The sequence below is a fragment of the Arthrobacter sp. R3-55 genome, from assembly GCF_054161505.1.
Map to the genome: position 1 here is coordinate 3,742,987 of NZ_CP096423.1, position 17,397 is coordinate 3,760,383.

Below are 17,397 nucleotides of genomic sequence, written 5' to 3' on the forward strand. Positions count from 1 at the left end.
CGCAGAGGCTAGGAAGCAAGCCATTCCCGGGCGCTGCTGCGGGAGGCGGCCGGGTCGACCCCCAGCTCCGGGCGGTTGATCTCAGCCCAGACTTCATCGAGGGAGAGTCCGAGGACATCGGCGATCGCAGCAACCGTAGGGAAAGCCGGCGTCGCCACCCTGCCGGACTCGATCTTGCGCAGGGTCTCTGGCGAGACCCGGGCATCCAGGGCCGTCTCCAACATTGAGCGTTCACCCCGGGCGCGACGCAAAAGAGCACCGAGGCGTTGTCCACGCTCGGCCTCTGCGGGTGTAAGCGGCAACCTGACCATGGCTCCAATTGTAATACCGGGATAATATGGCCGGGATAGTTATTGGTCGCCACACGAAAGGCCCCCGCATGATTGAGATCCTGAGCCGTCCGGAAGTAAGCCGCGCCAAGGAGACCGGCGCCTTGGTCGCTAACATTCTGCATACGCTGAAGGGCCGGGCAACCGTGGGCACAAATCTGCTGGACATAGACCGCTGGGCCAAGTCGATGATCCTAGAGGCTGGAGCGGTGTCCTGCTACGTCGATTACGCACCCTCCTTCGGCCGCGGGCCGTTCGGCCACTACATCTGCACGGGGGTAAACGACGCTGTCCTGCACGGCCTGCCCAGGGACTACGCCTTGGCCGACGGAGATCTGCTGACCCTGGACCTGGCTGTCTCCAAGAACGGAATCGCCGCGGACTCGGCCATCAGCTTTATTGTGGGCGAGTCCAAGCCTGCGGAGAGCGTGGCAATGATTGAAGCAACCGAACGGGCGCTGCAGGCAGGCATTGAAGCAGCCCGGCCCGGAGCCCGCATCGGGGACCTCTCCTATGCCATCGGCTCAGTCCTCAGTGAGGCCGGCTACCCCGTCAATACCGAGTTTGGCGGCCACGGCATCGGCTCCACCATGCACCAGGAGCCGCACGTGCCGAACATGGGACGGCCCGGCCGCGGGTACAAGCTTCGCCCCGGATTGCTGCTCGCCCTTGAGCCGTGGGTCATGGCTGATACCGCCCGGCTTGTCACCGACCCCGATGGCTGGACCCTGCGCAGCGTGACCGGCTGCCGCACCGCCCATAGCGAGCACACCATTGCCATCACCGACGGCGCAGCTGAAATCCTCACCCTGCCGACGCTGGCCCCCTAGCCCGCGAGCCCGCCCGCCGAGCCCGCCCGCCGACCCCGCCGAGACTCCAGATCACCCCCATGTTGACCACAAACATGGGGGTGATCTGCCATCTCGGGGGCCCGCCCCGCCGAGACTCCCCCGCCGAGACTCCGCAGTCATAAATGAAAGGCATTCACTTAACCCCTTGCGCTCAGGAGTGACTCGCGCCATACTAAATGAACGCTATTCATTTAGTGACTGTCGTCTCACCGGAGTACATGCCACCATGATTGAAATTACCTGCCTCGAAGCCCCCACTTCCCTGGCCCGCACCGAGCCCTCCACGCGCACCCCCTTGCGCGTGGGCGTCATCCAGCACCGCTGGCACGCCGATGAAGGCGCTCTCCGCGCCGAACTCACGGAGGGCATCGAGCGCGCTGCCAAGCTGGGAGCCACTGTTGTTTTCCTGCCTGAGCTGACCCTCTCCCGCTACCCGGCGGACACCCGCCCGGAGAACAACCCGGCTGCGGGCATCCGCCCCTCGGATATCACCGAGGACCTCCTCACCGGCCCCACTTTCACGTTTGCTGCCGAAGCCGCCCGGAAGTACGGCGTCTCCGTGCACGCATCGCTGTACCAGCGGGCCGAAAATCCGGACGGCAGCGATGACGGCCTGGGCCTGAACACCGCCATCCTGGTGAACCCCGCGGGCGAACTCGTGGCCCGCACCCATAAGCTTCACATCCCCGTGACCGCCGGATACTACGAGGACAAGTTCTTCCGCAAGGGTCCGGAAGCAGAGGACGCCTATGCCGTCCATGCTCCTGCCGAGTTGGGCGGCGCCCGCTTGGGCATGCCCACCTGCTGGGACGAATGGTTCCCGGAACTCGCCCGCCTGTATTCCTTGGGCGGCGCCGAAATCCTGGTCTACCCCACAGCCATTGGCTCAGAGCCGGACCACCCCGACTTCGACACCCAGCCGCTCTGGCAGCAGGTGATCGTGGGCAACGGCATCGCCAACGGCCTGTTCATGATCGCCCCCAACCGTTACGGCAACGAGGGCACCCTGAACTTCTACGGTTCATCGTTCATCTCCGATCCCTACGGCCGCATCCTGGCCCAGGCACCCCGCGACGAATCCGCCGTCCTCGTCGCAGACCTGGATCTTGACCAGCGAAAGGACTGGCTCACACTGTTCCCCTTCCTCGCTACCCGCCGCCCGGAAACCTACGCCCGCCTGACCGAACCGGTGGACCCCAACGCCCCGCTCGGTGCAGCACAGGCACAGGCAGTGTCCGCATGAGCGCCTGGCGCATGCCGGCCGAAACGGCTCCGCAAGACCGCGTATGGATGGCTTTCCCCACCGGCGGCTACACCTTGGGTGACAGCGAAGAAGAGGCCCATGCGGCGCGCTCCACTTGGGCCGCCGTCGCCAACGCCATCCTTGAGTTCGAGCCGGTCACCATGGTGGTAGCGCCCGACGACGTCGAGACGGCCTCGCGCTACCTGGACCCTCGCGTTGAGGTACTCACCGCCGAGCTCAACGATGCCTGGATGCGGGACATCGGGCCGTCATTCGTGCTGGATTCGACCAAGAAGCTCGGAGCCGTGGACTGGATCTTCAACGGCTGGGGTGGCCAGGACTGGGCTGCGTGGGACAAAGACTCCCTGATAGCGGCAAACGTGACCGAACGTGCCGGCGCCACCCACCTCCCCTCCGGCATTGTGAATGAAGGCGGCGGAATCCAGGTTGATGGCGAAGGAACAGTGCTGGTCACCGAGACCGTGCAGCTGGATCAGGGCCGGAACCCCGGACTGACCAAAGCCGACATCGAAGAAGAGCTGGCGCGCACCATCGGCGCCACCCACGTAGTGTGGCTGCCCCGTGGCCTCACCCGCGATTCCGAGAAGTTCGGCACCCGTGGACATGTGGACATCGTGGCAGCCATCTCCAGCCCCGGCACCCTGCTGGTCCACTCCCAGCAGAACCCAGAACACCCGGATTACAAGGTTTCCCGCGAGATCATCGACTTCCTGCGCACCACCCATGACGCAGCCGGCCGGGAATGGAACATCATCGAAGTTCCCGCCCCGGAAGCCCTGACCGATGACGAGGGGTTTGTGGACTACAGCTACATCAACCACCTCGTGGTCAACGGCGGAGTCATTGCCTGCAGCTTTAACGACCCCTCGGACGAGAAAGCACTCCGCATTCTCGCCGATGCCTACCCCGGCCGCCGCGTGGTCAGTGTTGACGCACGCGAACTTTTTGCACGGGGCGGCGGCATCCACTGCATCACGCAGCAACAGCCTTCGGCCATCTAGAAAGGGCCTCCTATGAGCCAGACAATCCGCCGCAGCGGCAACAATGCCGCAACGTCGCACGACATCAGCGGCAAGGGACTGAAGACGGGGCAGTTGGGGCTCCTCGCCGTCGTCGTTCTTGGCATTTCAACCATCGCACCGGCGTATACCTTGACGGGTGCGCTGGGCCCCACGGTCAACGAAGTCGGGCTGCAACTGCCCGTGATCTTCCTGATCGGCTTCATCCCGATGATCCTGGTGTCGCTTGCGTACCGGGAACTGAACGCCGATTCCCCGGACAGCGGCACCACGTTCACCTGGGTCACCAAGGCGTTCGGCCCCTGGGTGGGCTGGATGGGCGGCTGGGGCTTGCTCGCGGCCAACATCATTGTCCTGTCCAACCTGGCTGGCGTGGCCGTGGACTTCTTCTACCTGTTCCTGGCCCAGGCCACAGGGTCACCTGAGTTGGCCGACCTCGCCTCCAACAAGCTCCTGAATGTGGCCACCTGCTTCGTATTCGTGGCGTTGGCGGTATGGATCAGTTATCGCGGCCTGCACACCACCAAGATTGTCCAGTACGGCCTGGTGGGCTTCCAGCTGCTGGTACTCGGCATTTTTGTGGCCATGGCCTTCGCTAATTGGTCCACGTCCGAGACCGCTGTTCCGTTCAGCTGGGACTGGTTCGACGTCACCAAGATTGAAACCTTCGGCCAAATCGCTGCCGGTATCTCGTTGTCGATCTTTGTCTACTGGGGCTGGGATGTCTGCCTGACCGTGAACGAGGAAACCGCCAACGGCAAGAAGACCGCCGGACTCGCAGGTACGCTCACGGCCGTCATCGTGCTGGGCATCTACCTGCTGGTCACCATCGCCACCATGATGTTCGCCGGTGTGGGCGACACGGGCATCGGCCTGAACAACGAGGAAAACCACGCCAACGTCTTTACTGCCCTCGCATCACCGGTCATGGGTCCGTTCGCGATTCTCATGTCCCTCGCGGTGCTGTCCAGTTCGGCGGCCTCCCTGCAGTCCACCTTCACCTCGCCCTCGCGCAGCCTGCTGGCCATGGCACACTACGGTGCCCTGCCAGAGCGCTTCAGCACCATGAGCAAGAAGTTCTCGACGCCGGGCTTCGCCACCGTTGCGGCCGGCGTCCTGTCCGCAGGCTTCTACGCGGTGATGCACGTGATCAGCGAGAACGTCCTGAATGACACCATCCTGGCCCTGGGCCTGATGATCTGCTTCTACTACGGGCTCACGGCGATCGCCTGCGTCTGGTACTTCCGCAACAGCGTGTTTGCCAGTGCCCGGAACTTCTTCCTGCGGCTCGTTTGCCCGCTGGTGGGTGGCGTAGGACTGTTCGTGGTGTTCGTTCAGACCGCCGTGGACAGCTGGGCTCCGGAGTTCGGCAGTGGATCCGAGATCTTCGGTGTGGGACTCGTGTTCGTCCTTGGCATCGGAATCCTGGCTCTGGGTGCCGTGGTCATGCTGGTCATGTCCCGCATCCGGCCCGGTTTCTTCCGCGGCGAGACTATCCGGAGGGATACCCCGGCTCTGGTGGTACCGGAGTAGCTGCCTCCCGAAAACCCTGGAAAGCTGCCAGTTCGCCGGAATTTTCCGGGCGAACTGGCAGCTTTCGTGGGTTCTGGCGCGCCCCTACCAGCGATGGGCGACGTCCACCACCAGGCGGGAGCCGCCGTCGGGCCCGTCCAGGGTGAAGACCCGGAACGGAAGCCGGGCGCGAACACCCAACCCAATGCTGGTGGTGCCCTCAAAGCTGCCGGCGTAGACCACCTGCCGGAAGGTCTGGTAGCCGGAGACGTTGGACAGCTCCGCTTTGGCTGCGGGCAGGTACGTGGGTTGGCTGTACTGGTTGTACGACGGCGCCGTTACCACCACTTGCAGGTCTGCGTCACCGATCACGGGGATGGGATAGCCGGTGGCATCCTGGATCACCACGGGAACATAACGCACGGAATAGCCGGCCACTTTGCCGGTCATATCGATCACCAGGCGGTCGAAACACGGCTGTTGGCCCGTGCGGACATTGGTGACGTTGGCGGAGCTCATGTCGGGGTCGGCCTTGGCCAACGACCCCCAGGCAATACCGCAGTAGGTTGCTGCCGAGGCCGGTCCCGGCGCTGCAAGACCGAGCCCGGCTGCAGCCAGGACCGCTGCCAGGCCCGCTCCAAATTTCCTCATTTTTTGTGCCCCCTTCAGGCGAAGTTGATACTTCAACAGTAGGAGGGCAGGGGCCTCTTTGGGCCGGTTGATGCCGCTTCGGCGCATAACCGTTAAAGGGACAACAAGGCGGTCACGGGAGGGCCGTCAAAGCCGCATTTTCACGGTGAGGCGGACAGTATTGAGGTCCTTCGCGCACTTGTTCGTAACCGAAGATAACGAGACCTTGGCGTGACCTAGCCTTCGCAGTCCTTGCAGAACTTGAGGCCGTTCTTTTCCAAGGCAATCTGGGAGCGGTGGCGGACCAGGAAACAGGAACCACAGGTGAATTCATCCGACTGCTCCGGGACAACAATGACGGTCAGTTCTTCACCGGAAAGATCGGCACCGGGAAGGTCGATTCCTTCAGCAGTATCATTTTCTTCGACGTCGATGACTGCAGTCTGTGCAGCGTTGCCACGTGATGCCTGAAGTGCCTCAAGAGATTCAGCGGGAGACTCTTCTTCGGTCTTGCGAGGGGCGTCGTAATCAGTAGCCATTGAGGGGTCGCTTTCGTTGCTGCATAGTGCCTCTTCCGGCACCCAGTGAAGCAGTTTAGGGCATAGTACCCGCGATCAACGAATAGTGTGCCCAACGCAACATTGTGCAGCTTTGGCAGCATTACCTAGGGCTTGGAAGGCACCTTCACAGCATGGGAGTGAATGGCCTGCGCGCTGGCTACCGTCACGCCGCTGAGGGCTGGCAGCCACGCCAGGCGGTGCTCGTCCCCGGATTCAGCTTCAGGGCAATCCTGGACATAGGCGGCCTCGATCCAGGCCCCCAAGGTGGTGCCGATACGGGTTGCCAGCGAGGCCAGTGAAGCGATCATGCGGCAACCGTATCCAGCCCTGATGTGGGGGCGGTTTCTGCCGCGTCACGGGCGTGTTAACTCCTCAGTCCTGCAGCGCCTGCTCCACGATGTACTCCGCGATGGCCATGGACGACGTAGCCCCCGGCGATGGCGCGTTGCGCACCAAAACCGTGTCCCGGCGTCGTGCGATCACAAAATCATCCACCAAGGATCCGTTACCGTTCATGGCCTGGGCCCGCACGCCACGGGTGCCGGGCAGGATGCTTGCCCCTTCCAGGGCCGGAACAAAGCGCACTGCTTCCCGGATGAATTTTTTCCGGCTCACTACGGTCTGGAATTCGCGGACCGCCGATGGCACGTTCTGTCGGGCAAAATTCCAGAAACCAGGAAAGAGCGCGTAATTGGCGATGTCCCGCACATTGACCTCATTCCAGGCGTAGGACTCCCGCCCGAACGAGATAAAGGCATTCGGGCCAAGCATCATTTCGCCGTCGATGCGTTTGGTCAGGTGGACACCAAGAAATGGATGCCTGGGGTCAGGGACAGGATAAATGAGACCCCGCACGTGATCGCGGGCTTCCTTGCCCAGCAGGTAGTACTGCCCAAAGAACGGCACGATCTTAGGAGTTGCGGGCTCGCCGGTCACCTCGGCCAAGCGGTCCGATTGGAGCCCCGCGCACGCCACCACCAGGTCATAGTGTTCCCCGCCGCCCTTGGTGGTGACCACCACCCCCTTGGCCTGCTGCTCCAAGGACACCACTTCCTGCCCCAGCCGGATGGTCCCGCCGGAGCTCCGGACGTCGTCGGCGAGCGCGTTGGTGATGGCCGTGTAGTCAACGATCGCCGTTTCCGGCGAGTGCAAGGCGGAAAGTCCGACGGCGTTCGGCTCCACCTCGCGGATCCGGCGACCGTCCAGCATCCGCGCGCCGGGGACCCCGTTGGCTTTGGCCCTGGCGAAGATGGCGTCCAGGCGCTTGGATTCCTCCGGGGTCTGGGCGATGACCAACTTGCCACAGGCCTCATAGGGAAGGTTCTTGGTGGCGCAGAATTCCTGGAGCAGCTCCACTCCCCTGCGGCAGAGCCGTGCCTTCAGTCCGCCTGGCTCGTAGTAGAGGCCTGCGTGGACCACACCCGAGTTATGCCCGGTCTGGTGTGCCGCGAGCCGGTCTTCTTTCTCGTATACGGTGACGTGGACGTCGTCGAGCGTGTTGGCGAGCTCCCTGGCCACAGCAACACCGATGATCCCCCCACCCACCACGGCACAACGCTTGATGGTCCTGGTGCGCGAAGGCTTGGGCATGGCACTCCTCGTCATTGGGGTGGGTCCGTATCAGTCACAGCATACGAAAAAGGGCGGCACACGTGGTGCCGCCCTTTTTCTGATGGAACGTGGTGCGTGGCTGACTAGGCAGTCGGCTGATCAAAACGCTGGCCGGCCGGGTTTGACGGCAGGAGAGCGAAGATGAAGAGCGCAATGCCGCCCAGGCCCGGAATAAGGCCGATCAGGACGAGCCAACCGCTGAAGTTGCCGTCGTGGAGACGCCGAACCAGCAGTGCGATGGACGGGATGAGGATCGCCAGGTAAAAGACGAACGCCAGAATAAGGCCTACAACGGAGCCCGGACCTGGAGTGGCCGTCCCGTTTGCGGAAACGGTGGCCCCGGCGCTGCCAAGTACCAGGGTGAGGATCTGCAGGACGAAGCCCACTACACCCAGAACCAGTGCCACCCACCAGTATTCGCTACGGCTGGCACGGCCGCTGAACGCGGTGTACTTCTTGAAGAAACGCTTGACGGCGGCACCGATGGGAGCGCCGTAGTAGGGTGCCCACAGCGGCGGCTCGCCGGTCTGTGCGGCGTAGGGCTGGGTCTGCTGCGGTTGTTGCGGGTAAGTGCTCATTGGTATATCCCCCGGGTTAGGTGTGAGTTGATGATGCGTCTTGCTCAGAGTGAGTCGTGCCTATCGTAATGCCCCAGAGGCGAATTAGGCAGTTCGATGGAGGAAATTAACCCGGATTTAGCTTGGTAACGGATTATGTCGGGCCGGTAGCCGCCTCTCGGGTCTTTAGCTACCCGACAGTAAAGACATCGATTTCCACCGAGCCAGGCCTTCGGCGCCCGGTTCCGAGAGTGACTACCCTGTTCAGCCAGGCCAGTTCCGGAGCGGCGGTGGAAAACCGTGGGGTGCAGCGGAAATAGATCAATGCCGGGTCTACGTCCTCACCGCTATTGAGCCTGTTCAGGTCTTCCGCCGCTCCTGAACGAAGCGCCTGGTTGTGGACGTAGACCATGGCTCCATCCTCAAGTTCCACAACGTACCTGGCGTCCAGCTCGGTCAGTCCGGCGTCGCGCTGGACCTGGTAATCGGCCCCCGCCGGCAGCACCCTTCCTTGAAGGCACGGTCCGGACACGGTTCCTCCCACGATGGGGATGACCCGCCGTTGCCCTTCCGGGGTCATCCCGATATCGAGCGCCGGGCCCACTTTGACATTGAGGGTGGCCAGGAACGTCAACGCAGGGGCTTCGGGCAAGCCGGTCACAGCGCGTAGTGCTTCCGAAGGTCCATCTTGCGGATCTTGCCGCTGGCGGTGCGTGGCATCTCCTCGACGAACACCACGGACTTGGGGATTTTGTACCGGGCCAATCGTCCTTCCAGGTGCGAGCGCAGTTGCTCCTCGCTCAGGGAACCGCCGTCCCGCAAGGTGACGATGGCCCGGGGAACTTCGCCCCATTTCTCGTCGGCAACGCCGATCACCGCAACACTGCCTACCGCGGGCAATTCGGCGATGGCACTCTCCACCTCTGCGGGGTAGATGTTCTCACCGCCGGAAATGATCATGTCCTTGATGCGGTCGGACACAAACAAGAAGCCCTCGTCGTCGCGGTAGCCCATGTCCCCCGAGCGGAACCAGAAGGAATCGGAATAGCTCTCCATGGTGGCTTCCGGCCGGTTCCAGTACTCCTTGATCACGTTGGGTCCGGAGATTTGGATCTCCCCCACCTCCCCAACGGCAACCATTCCGCCCATCGGATCGGCTATCCGCACATCGGTGAAAAAGTGCGGCAGCCCGGCTGATCCGGCTTTCTCCTTGGACCGCGATACGGGCAGCATGGTGGCTCCGGGCGCAGTTTCGGTCATGCCGTAACAGCTGGTGAAACCAATGCCGCGGGCTTCGTACGCGTCCAGCACCCGCTGCGGAACGGCCGACCCGCCGCAGGTGAGCTTGTCCAGGGACGTAAGGTCCGCCGTCGACCATCCGGGGTGGTCGCAGAGCATCTGGAAGGTGGTGGGGACGCCATTGAGGGTGGTGACGTTGTGCCGCCCCACCAGCTCCAGTACCCGGCCGGCGTCGAACTTTGCTTCAAGGACCACCGTGGCACCCTTGAGCAGCATGGGCAGCAGCCCCATATCCAGGGACGCCACGTGGAACAGCGGCGAGATCATGAGCGCTACGTCGTTACGGTTCAGGTCCATGTCCACCACCGTGTTGATGCAGTTCCAGGTGATGTTGCCGTGGGTCAGGAGCGCTCCCTTCGGCTTGCCGGTGGTACCTGAGGTGTAGAGGATCATGGCGGCGTCGTCCAGGGTGACGGTCTCCTCGAGCGGCGTTGCGGACGCGGCCGCCATCACCTCCCCATAGTGCTCGACGCCGGACGGCAGCTTCGGCGCGAATCCGTCAGTGTCGTGCTCGGGCGCCACCACAAGACGGTGGGTTACCACGGTGTCCGTCACTGACTCGGAGGCCACAACGTCCAGGGCTTCGGCGCTGACCAGGAGCCGCGCGCCGGAGTCCTGCAGTTGGAACTGCAGCTCCGGGGCGGCGAGCCGGGTGTTGAGCGGGACGAAGATGGCACCCACGAGCCCGCAGGCGAAGAAGGTTTCCACGAAGGACGGGTGGTTCTCACCGAGATAGGCCACGCGGTCTCCCTTGGCCACTCCCCTGTCCTTGAGGGCGTTGGCCAGGCGGTCGGTCCGATCGGCGAGCGTTGCGTAGCTCAGGGTTTGTTCGCCGGAAATGAGGGCCGTTGCGGTGCCGGACTTGATCCGGCGCCTGTGCAGCCAGGATCCAACTCCGTTGTTGTCCATGGTGCGATGCTCCTAACTGACCGTTGAGAGGTCGTTGTTCTTAGACTCCCGCGTCAGCAGGATGAAGACAATCGAAACCAGCGACATCACTGACAGGAACACCACCACGGGGACAATGCTCTGGCCCGCGTCCTTGTAGAGGCCGGCGACGATCCCGGGGGTGAAGCCAGCACCGATCAGGGTAGCCAACTGGTAGCCCACCGCTGCGCCGGTGTAGCGGTTGGTGGTTCCGAACTGTTCCGACACAAACGCGGCGAGGGGTCCGTAAAGGGAGGAGTGGAGGATCAGCGCCACGGTGAAAGCCAGGAAGACCAAGGCGACGTTGCCGGAGCTGAGCATCCCGAACATCGGGAACAGGTACAGGATGAAAAGCCCCAGGCCCATGACCATGACCGGACGCCTGCCGAAGCGGTCGGAGAGCCGGCCTCCCAGCAGGACGAACAGGATGGAGATGGCCGAGGCTCCGGCGAATGCGTAGAGCACACCCTGCTGCGGCGCACCCTTGGAAACTGCATAAGTGACGGAGAACGTGGGCAGCACTACCTGGAGGCCGAAGCCGGCAGCACCGGCAAACATGATCATGATCAGTGCTTTGGGACGCTTCAGTACTTCAAGCAGGGGGATCTTGCGTTTGGTGCCCTGGGCGCTTTCCTTGGCAACGGCTTCGGCGAAGATCGGGCTCTCCGAAACCCGCAACCTCACGAACATGCCCACAATGAGCAACACGAAGGACAGCAGGAACGGCACACGCCAACCCCAGGCCAGGAACGCATCTTGGGGAAGGGCAGAGAAGATGCCCATGACAACCGTGCCTAGCACTGCTCCTGTTGGGGCACCGGCATTGACGAATGAGGCGGCAAAACCGCGGCGCTTGGGATCCGAATGCTCCAAGGCCATGAGGGCAGCGCCGCCCCATTCACCTCCGACGGCGATTCCCTGGCAGACACGCAGGACCACCAGGATCACGGCACCCCAAGGACCAATGACGTTGGCTCCGGGAATGAGGCCGATCAAAGTTGAGGCGATACCCATCATCGCCATGGAGACAATCAGCATGCCCTTGCGGCCGATTCTGTCGCCGAAGTGCCCGAAGATGATGCCGCCCAGGGGACGCGCTACATAGCCGGCAGCGAACGTGGCATACGCGGCGACGACGCCGACCCACTCGTCCGTGCCTGCAAAAAACACTTTGGGGAACGCAACCGCTGCGGCCGTTGCGTAGAGCAGGAAGTCGTAGAACTCGATGGTGCTGCCCAGATAACTGGACATGATGACCGTACGCGCCTCTTTACGCTTGGCGGCCGTGCTCGGCTGGGCGAGCGCAGTGTGTCCTGACATGGCTGTTCCTTGGGAGAGGAGGGAAAGGATTTTTACTTGTAGAAACGGGCGAGGAATTCCGCGACGACGGCGGGGCGTTCCTGGCCTTCGATTTCGATGGTGGCGTTGACCTTGATTTGGGCGCCGCCTTTGACTTCGGTGACCTCGGCGATGCTGCCGTTCATACGGACTTTGGAGCCGACCTTCACCGGGGAGGTGAAGCGGACTTTGTCCAGGCCGTAGTTGACCTTGGTGGTGACCCCGGCGACGTCGAACAGTTCACCCCAGAACGGGATGATCAGGGACAGGGTGAGGAAGCCGTGTGCGATCGGAGCGCCGAAGGGACCGTCCTTGGCACGTTCGGGGTCGGTGTGGATCCACTGCTGGTCATCCGTGGCGTCGGCGAACAGGTTGATCTGCTGCTGGGTGATTTCGCGGTAATCGGTGGTGCCGAGGTCCTTGCCGGACATGGTGAGCAGGGTGTCGAAATCGACGACGAGATTAGGCATCTTTGCCTCCTGAGTAGTTGTTTGAAAAGGATTAGTTGGTGAAAGCCCCGGCGCCGGTGAGGGCGCGTCCGATGATGAGGGCGTTGATCTCGTGGGTGCCTTCATAGGAGTAGACGGCTTCGGCGTCGGCGTGGAAACGCGCGACGTCGGCCGCGAGCGTGATGCCGTTACCGCCCACCACTTCCCGGGCCAGGGCAACGGTTTGGCGCATCATCAGGGACGTCTGCATTTTGGCCAGGGCCGAGTCCTGGTCCCGGTAAATCCCCCAGCCCTGCTGTTCGGTCAACCGCACCACCAGCGACAAACTCGCGGTGATGTTGCCGAGCATCCGGGCCAGTTTCTCCTGGACCAATTGGAACGAACCCAAGGGCCGGCCGAACTGCTGGCGCTCCTTCACATACGCCAGCGCCGCTTCGAATGCGCCGGCTTGGATACCGGTGGCGATCCAGGCAACGTCGGAGCGCATCGCCCGCAGCATCGCGGCGACGTCCTTGAAGGAGTTCACATTGTGCAGGCGCATGGCGTCGGGAACCCGGACATTGTCCAGGGTGATGTGGGCGTTCTGCATCATCCGCAGTGAGGTCTTTCCCTGGATTTTCTCCAAGGACACCCCGGCGGCGGTTCGGTCCACGAGGAACGCTTTGACCTGGCCGTCCGCAACGTCCCGGGCGAACACACACAGCACATCCGCAGTGGAGGCTCCCCCGATCCACCGCTTGGCACCATCCAGGACCCAGGTTCCGCCGTCGGAGTCTGTCCCGGCGCCGGGTTGGTAGCGCGCTGTGGTGGCGAGGCCGCCGGCGATGTCCGAGCCGTGCTCGGGTTCGGTCAGGGAGAAGACACCTTTGAGGGAGAAGTCGATGACCCGGGGCATCCACTCCTTCTGCTGTTCCTCGGAAGCACCAACCCGGATAGCGGTCCGGAACAACCCGGCCTGCGCGGTGTACCAAGTAGCCAGGGACGCGTCAGTGCGGGCGAGTTCGAAGATCCGGAAGCCGTGGAAGATCCCCCGCGCCGGGGCATCGACAGTGAGATCAGCCGGTTCCATGAGGTCCAGGTCGATCAACGGCCGGGCCAGTTGCTCCGGGAATTCGCCGCGTTCCCAGTACTCGGCCAGCAACGGCTTCGCCTCGGTGGTCAGGAAACTCCGCAACCGGCCCAACACCTGACGTTCCTCGGTGGTGAGCAACGCTTCAGCGTCGTACCAGTCCGCCACAGAATACAGCCGCTGATCCGTCCCTGGTGCAGTGGTTGTGGTGGTCATTTCAGCCCCCGAGCCCGAGAAGGCGGACGGCGTTGTCCTTGAGGATCTTCGTGCGGACCTCGTCCTTCAACGGCAGGTCAGCGAAAGCACCCAACCATTTCTGCGGCGTGATCAGCGGGAAGTCCGTGCCGAACAGCACCTTGTCCTGCAGCACCGAATTCGAGGCCTTCACCAGCGATTCCGGGAAGTACTTCGGCGACCAACCGGACAAATCAATGAACACGTTGGACTTGTGCGTCGCGATCGAGTTCGCCTCGTCCTGCCACGGCACCGAGGGGTGGGCCATAATGATCTGCAACCCCGGGAAATCCGCTGCCACAGCATCGAGCAGCAACGGGTTGGAGTACGCCAACTTGATCCCGTACCCGCCCGGAAGGCCGGCGCCCATGCCGTTCTGGCCAGTGTGGAAGATACACGGCAGGCCCAACTCCTGCAGGGCCTCCCAAAGTGGGTAGAACGCCTCGTTGGACGGGTCAAAACCCTGCAGTGAGGGATGGAACTTAAACCCGCGGGCACCGAGCTCAACGGCTTGGTGTTTTGCCCCGGCGATCGAGTCTTCGCCTCTCCGCGGGTCAACACTGCCGAACGGAATCAGCACATCATTGTTCCGCGCAGCCCCGGCAATGAGCTCCGGGATGCTGTTGGGTTCGTGCTTGAGCTGCGTTCGGGCATCGACGGTAAAGACGACGGCGGCCATGTTCAGTTCGCGGTAGAGCTCAGCGATCCGGTCCAGCGACGGTGTCCGGTCCTCGGACTTGAAGTACTTCGCCGAGGCCTCCGTCAACGCCGCCGGCAGGGACCCATGCCCGCAACTGTCCACTTCCAGGTGGACGTGCATGTCGATCGCATCGAGCCCCGAAACGTCGATGCCCAATTCGTAACGCTCAGCCATGATCAGCGCGCCTGAACCGGCTCGGGCTGGAGTTCCGCGGGCAGCGGCAGGAATTCCTCACCGAAACTCTGCAAAGCCTCCGGGCCAAACAGTGAGCCTGCGTTCTCCTGCAGCGCTGCGTAGCTCCAGCCACCCTCACGGTACTCGGTGCTCGCCGGCGTCGGGTGCGTCCACACCTGCAGCCGGTCGCCTCCGGCGCCAATCGCCTGGCCGGTAATTCCGGCAGCCGCATCAGAGGCGAGGAAGGCAATCAGTCCTGCGACGTCGTCGGCCGTTCCGAACCCAAGATCATGGCGGAAGAAAGACGGCATCGCCTCACCACGCTCCTCCGCTTCGACGGCCTTCTGGAAATACGGGACCGTCTTGGTCATCGCCGTAGCGGCCACGGGGATCACGGCGTTCACCGTCACTGCGGCTTTCTTCATCTCCAACGCCCAGGTACGGACCATCCCAACGATCCCGGCCTTCGCCGCAGCGTAGTTGCCCTGCCCGAAGTTGCCGCGCTGGCCGGTGGGCGAACCGATGGTGATGATCCGGCCCGCGATGTTGTTTTCCTTGAAGTACGCGAACGCCTCACGGACACACGTGAACGTGCCCTTCAGGTGGACGTTGATGACGAGGTCGAAATCCTCGTCCGTCATTTTTAACAGGCTCTTATCCCGCAGGATCCCGGCGTTCGTCACCAGGATGTCCAGGCGGCCGAAAGCCTCCACAGCGCCGGCCACCAATGCCTTGGCGGCATCCGTGGACCCTACCGGAACTACCACGGCGGCGGCCCGGCCGCCGTCGGCCTCAATCTGCGCGACTGCAGCAGCAGCGGTTTCGGTGTTCACGTCATTAATCACGACGGCGGCCCCCTGGCGGGCGAGTTCCCTCGCGTAAGCGAGTCCAAGACCCTGTCCACTCCCGGTGACGATTGCAACCTTGCCGTTCAAGCTCATGGCGTGCTCCTTCGCATGCAGTAACCGGCTGAAGCCGGTGGGGCCGATCCCACTGCGGCGTGAGATCCTTGTCATGATCAATGAGAATACGGATCATTGAAAAAGTCAACGATTGTTTTTCATTACTATTGGAGTTGCCATGGGACCGCAGAGTACCGAAGTGGAAATCCCGCGCCTGGCCGCGGCCAAAATCGGCAACGACGTGGGCCTGCTCCTGGCCAAACTGCATGCCACCGGCTCACTCCTGAACAACAAGGCGCTGGCTGACTACGGGTTGCGTGAGCGGTCCTTTTCCGTGCTGACCCTCGCCTGCAGTGGTCTGGAGCCCACCCAGCGTGAACTGGCCGATTTCCTCAGCCTGGACCCAAGCCAGGTGGTCAGCCTCGTGGACGACCTCGAACACCGCGGCCTGGTCAAACGCGCCCAGGGCAAGCAGGACCGGCGAGCCAAGATCATCGTCTCCACCGCCGAGGGCCGGCGGATCCACACCAAAGCGCGGGCCGGGCTCGAGGCCTGCGAGCAGACCCAGTTGGCGGCGCTGACGGATGAAGAAAATGTGCAGCTGCGCGCGCTCCTCAAGAAGGCGCTGTGGGGCTAGGGATCACGGTTCTCCACCCACCCATGGACATTTGCACAGCCGTTTGATGTGCTGGGAGGCATCTGTCCATACCGGTGCGTGGCCAGGTATGTCAGGATCAGGGATCATGGACTTCCCTCTCTTTCACGATCCCTTGCAGGGCGCCGTCACCGTTGACGCACCCGCCCGCGATCCCCAAATCCGCCGCCAAGCCCGAGCCACCCAGCGTTCCACCCGACCCGCAACCCATCGGCGGGAACAGCAAGCGGGAAGCATCAGGCAGCGTGAAGTAGCCAAGGTGGCTGACGACCTCCGGGCCTTGATGAAAAGGTCAGTGGCCAACGGCTGATTTCCAAGCCAAAAAGGAGACGCTGGCAGCATAGATCCGGCCTGAAGGGGTATAGATAGGGGAAACCCTGCACAAACTATGCCGATCCTGCCTGCCGGAGGTGTGTTGTGAGCTGGAAAACTTCCAAGCGTTGGGCGGAGCCGGAGAACTCCCCCGAGACGGCCATCGTGGATGTACTCATCCCCACCTGCGACCGCCCTGCGGAGGCAGCTGTGACTTTGGCCGGTTTGGCGGCTCAATCCGAACCGACATTCAGGGTGGTGATGAGCGACCAGTCGAACGGCACCCCAGACTGGGAACATCCGGCCGTTGCCGCCATGATCAGGCTGCTTGAAGCTCAGGGGCGGCAGGTCGAACTGTTCCGCCACCTCCCGCGGCAGGGCCTGGCCGAACACCGGCAATTCCTTTTGGATCAGTCCAATGCCAGGCAGTGCCTCTTTCTTGATGATGACATTTGGCTGGAACCAGGAGCCTTGGAGCGTTTAAGCCATGCCTTGGACATGTTGGGCTGCGGCTTTGTGGGCATGGCACCCCAGGGATTGTCCTACCTTGGGGACAGGAGGCCGGAGGAAACCGCAACCTTTGAACGCTGGCATGGGCCGGTCACGCCCGAACGCATCCGTCCGGGCACCCCTGCTTTTGACCGATGGCCACTCCACAATGCCGCAAACCTGAGCCACCTCAGCGCCGAGGTCCCCTTGCCGCCGGAAGGTTGGGTGCCATACCGTGTGGCGTGGCTTGGCGGGTGCATTCTCTACAACCGGCAGGCCTTGATCGATTCCGGTGGTTTCGCTTTTTGGCCAACCCGTCCCTCCAATCACGCCGGCGAGGATGTGGTGGCACAGTGGCAGGTCATGGAAAGGTTCGGAGGCGCAGGAATCCTGCCTTCCGGGGCCGTCCATCTCGAATCACCAACCACGGTTATTGACCGACACGTCGAGGCCTACGAAGCGGTGCTGGGCGTCAAGCACCACGGCTGATCCCCGCCTTTCACTTCCGGCCGTCAG

Annotated in this window: 20 protein-coding genes; 7 read left to right on the plus strand and 13 right to left on the minus strand. The window is 62.8% G+C overall.

Annotated elements, in window-relative coordinates; all coding sequences use genetic code 11:
• Positions 1–8 precede the first annotated feature (8 nt).
• A complete protein-coding gene (locus M1D51_RS17090; protein ID WP_458107343.1) occupies positions 9–311 on the minus strand; it encodes a helix-turn-helix domain-containing protein in 303 nt (100 codons plus the stop codon).
• A 68-nt stretch (positions 312–379) separates the two neighbouring features.
• On the opposite strand from M1D51_RS17090, the gene map reads away from it, so the two are divergent.
• The 4 genes from map to M1D51_RS17110 all read left to right on the plus strand — a co-directional run bounded on the left by map (position 380) and on the right by M1D51_RS17110 (position 4,996).
• A complete protein-coding gene (gene map / locus M1D51_RS17095; protein WP_458107344.1) occupies positions 380–1,159 on the plus strand; it encodes a type I methionyl aminopeptidase in 780 nt (259 codons plus the stop codon).
• 247 nt (positions 1,160–1,406) lie between these two features.
• Positions 1,407–2,423 carry a nitrilase-related carbon-nitrogen hydrolase gene (locus tag M1D51_RS17100; RefSeq protein WP_458107345.1) on the plus strand — a complete coding sequence of 339 codons (1,017 nt, stop codon included), beginning with the start codon at positions 1,407–1,409 and terminating at the stop codon, positions 2,421–2,423.
• The gene (locus tag M1D51_RS17105; protein WP_172323996.1) at positions 2,420–3,445 is read left to right on the plus strand and encodes an agmatine deiminase family protein; all 1,026 of its coding nucleotides are present in this window, start codon (positions 2,420–2,422) and stop codon (positions 3,443–3,445) included. The genes M1D51_RS17100 and M1D51_RS17105 overlap by 4 nt, the downstream gene beginning before the upstream one ends.
• Positions 3,446–3,457: 12 nt before the next feature.
• Positions 3,458–4,996 carry an APC family permease gene (locus M1D51_RS17110; RefSeq protein ID WP_458107346.1) on the plus strand — a complete coding sequence of 513 codons (1,539 nt, stop codon included), beginning with the start codon at positions 3,458–3,460 and terminating at the stop codon, positions 4,994–4,996.
• A gap of 84 nt (positions 4,997–5,080) precedes the next feature.
• On the opposite strand, the gene M1D51_RS17115 is transcribed toward M1D51_RS17110, so the two are convergent.
• The 12 genes from M1D51_RS17115 to M1D51_RS17170 all read right to left on the minus strand — a co-directional run bounded on the left by M1D51_RS17115 (position 5,081) and on the right by M1D51_RS17170 (position 15,464).
• Positions 5,081–5,626, minus strand: coding sequence for an AMIN-like domain-containing (lipo)protein (locus M1D51_RS17115; RefSeq protein WP_458107347.1), 546 nt, complete (start codon positions 5,624–5,626; stop codon positions 5,081–5,083).
• Positions 5,627–5,841: 215 nt separating this feature from the next.
• On the minus strand, positions 5,842–6,144 hold the full coding sequence (locus tag M1D51_RS17120; protein ID WP_026542556.1) for a DUF4193 domain-containing protein: 303 nt from the start codon (positions 6,142–6,144) through the stop codon (positions 5,842–5,844).
• A gap of 125 nt (positions 6,145–6,269) precedes the next feature.
• Positions 6,270–6,473 (minus strand): hypothetical protein, encoded by a 204-nt coding sequence (locus M1D51_RS17125; RefSeq protein WP_458107348.1) that lies wholly within the window; start codon positions 6,471–6,473, stop codon positions 6,270–6,272.
• A 64-nt stretch (positions 6,474–6,537) separates the two neighbouring features.
• Positions 6,538–7,755 carry an L-2-hydroxyglutarate oxidase gene (gene lhgO / locus M1D51_RS17130; protein ID WP_458107349.1) on the minus strand — a complete coding sequence of 406 codons (1,218 nt, stop codon included), beginning with the start codon at positions 7,753–7,755 and terminating at the stop codon, positions 6,538–6,540.
• Between the two features lie 104 nt (positions 7,756–7,859).
• Positions 7,860–8,354, minus strand: a complete 495-nt coding sequence (locus tag M1D51_RS17135) for a DUF805 domain-containing protein (protein WP_172325299.1) — start codon at positions 8,352–8,354, stop codon at positions 7,860–7,862.
• A gap of 169 nt (positions 8,355–8,523) precedes the next feature.
• A complete protein-coding gene (locus tag M1D51_RS17140; protein ID WP_458107350.1) occupies positions 8,524–8,994 on the minus strand; it encodes a DUF3237 domain-containing protein in 471 nt (156 codons plus the stop codon).
• Positions 8,991–10,541, minus strand: a complete 1,551-nt coding sequence (menE, locus tag M1D51_RS17145) for an o-succinylbenzoate--CoA ligase (protein WP_458107351.1) — start codon at positions 10,539–10,541, stop codon at positions 8,991–8,993. The genes M1D51_RS17140 and menE overlap by 4 nt, the downstream gene beginning before the upstream one ends.
• A gap of 12 nt (positions 10,542–10,553) precedes the next feature.
• Positions 10,554–11,879 carry an MFS transporter gene (locus tag M1D51_RS17150; RefSeq protein ID WP_458107352.1) on the minus strand — a complete coding sequence of 442 codons (1,326 nt, stop codon included), beginning with the start codon at positions 11,877–11,879 and terminating at the stop codon, positions 10,554–10,556.
• A gap of 32 nt (positions 11,880–11,911) precedes the next feature.
• Positions 11,912–12,367: a MaoC family dehydratase gene (locus tag M1D51_RS17155; RefSeq protein ID WP_172325295.1), complete on the minus strand. Its 456-nt coding sequence runs from the start codon at positions 12,365–12,367 to the stop codon at positions 11,912–11,914.
• A 31-nt stretch (positions 12,368–12,398) separates the two neighbouring features.
• Positions 12,399–13,631 carry an acyl-CoA dehydrogenase family protein gene (locus tag M1D51_RS17160; RefSeq protein ID WP_458107353.1) on the minus strand — a complete coding sequence of 411 codons (1,233 nt, stop codon included), beginning with the start codon at positions 13,629–13,631 and terminating at the stop codon, positions 12,399–12,401.
• A 1-nt stretch (position 13,632) separates the two neighbouring features.
• Positions 13,633–14,523 (minus strand): amidohydrolase family protein, encoded by an 891-nt coding sequence (locus M1D51_RS17165; protein WP_458107354.1) that lies wholly within the window; start codon positions 14,521–14,523, stop codon positions 13,633–13,635.
• A 2-nt stretch (positions 14,524–14,525) separates the two neighbouring features.
• Positions 14,526–15,464 carry an SDR family NAD(P)-dependent oxidoreductase gene (locus M1D51_RS17170; RefSeq protein WP_458107355.1) on the minus strand — a complete coding sequence of 313 codons (939 nt, stop codon included), beginning with the start codon at positions 15,462–15,464 and terminating at the stop codon, positions 14,526–14,528.
• A 139-nt stretch (positions 15,465–15,603) separates the two neighbouring features.
• Here M1D51_RS17170 and M1D51_RS17175 point away from each other — a divergent pair, with 139 nt between their 5' ends.
• The 3 genes from M1D51_RS17175 to M1D51_RS17185 all read left to right on the plus strand — a co-directional run bounded on the left by M1D51_RS17175 (position 15,604) and on the right by M1D51_RS17185 (position 17,370).
• Positions 15,604–16,062, plus strand: a complete 459-nt coding sequence (locus tag M1D51_RS17175; RefSeq protein ID WP_172325989.1) for a MarR family winged helix-turn-helix transcriptional regulator — start codon at positions 15,604–15,606, stop codon at positions 16,060–16,062.
• Positions 16,063–16,168: 106 nt separating this feature from the next.
• Positions 16,169–16,390, plus strand: coding sequence for a hypothetical protein (locus tag M1D51_RS17180; RefSeq protein WP_458107356.1), 222 nt, complete (start codon positions 16,169–16,171; stop codon positions 16,388–16,390).
• 107 nt (positions 16,391–16,497) lie between these two features.
• Entirely contained in the window at positions 16,498–17,370 is an 873-nt protein-coding gene (locus M1D51_RS17185; RefSeq protein WP_458107357.1) for a glycosyltransferase family 2 protein, read from the plus strand.
• The last annotated feature ends 27 nt before the right edge of the window (positions 17,371–17,397 follow it).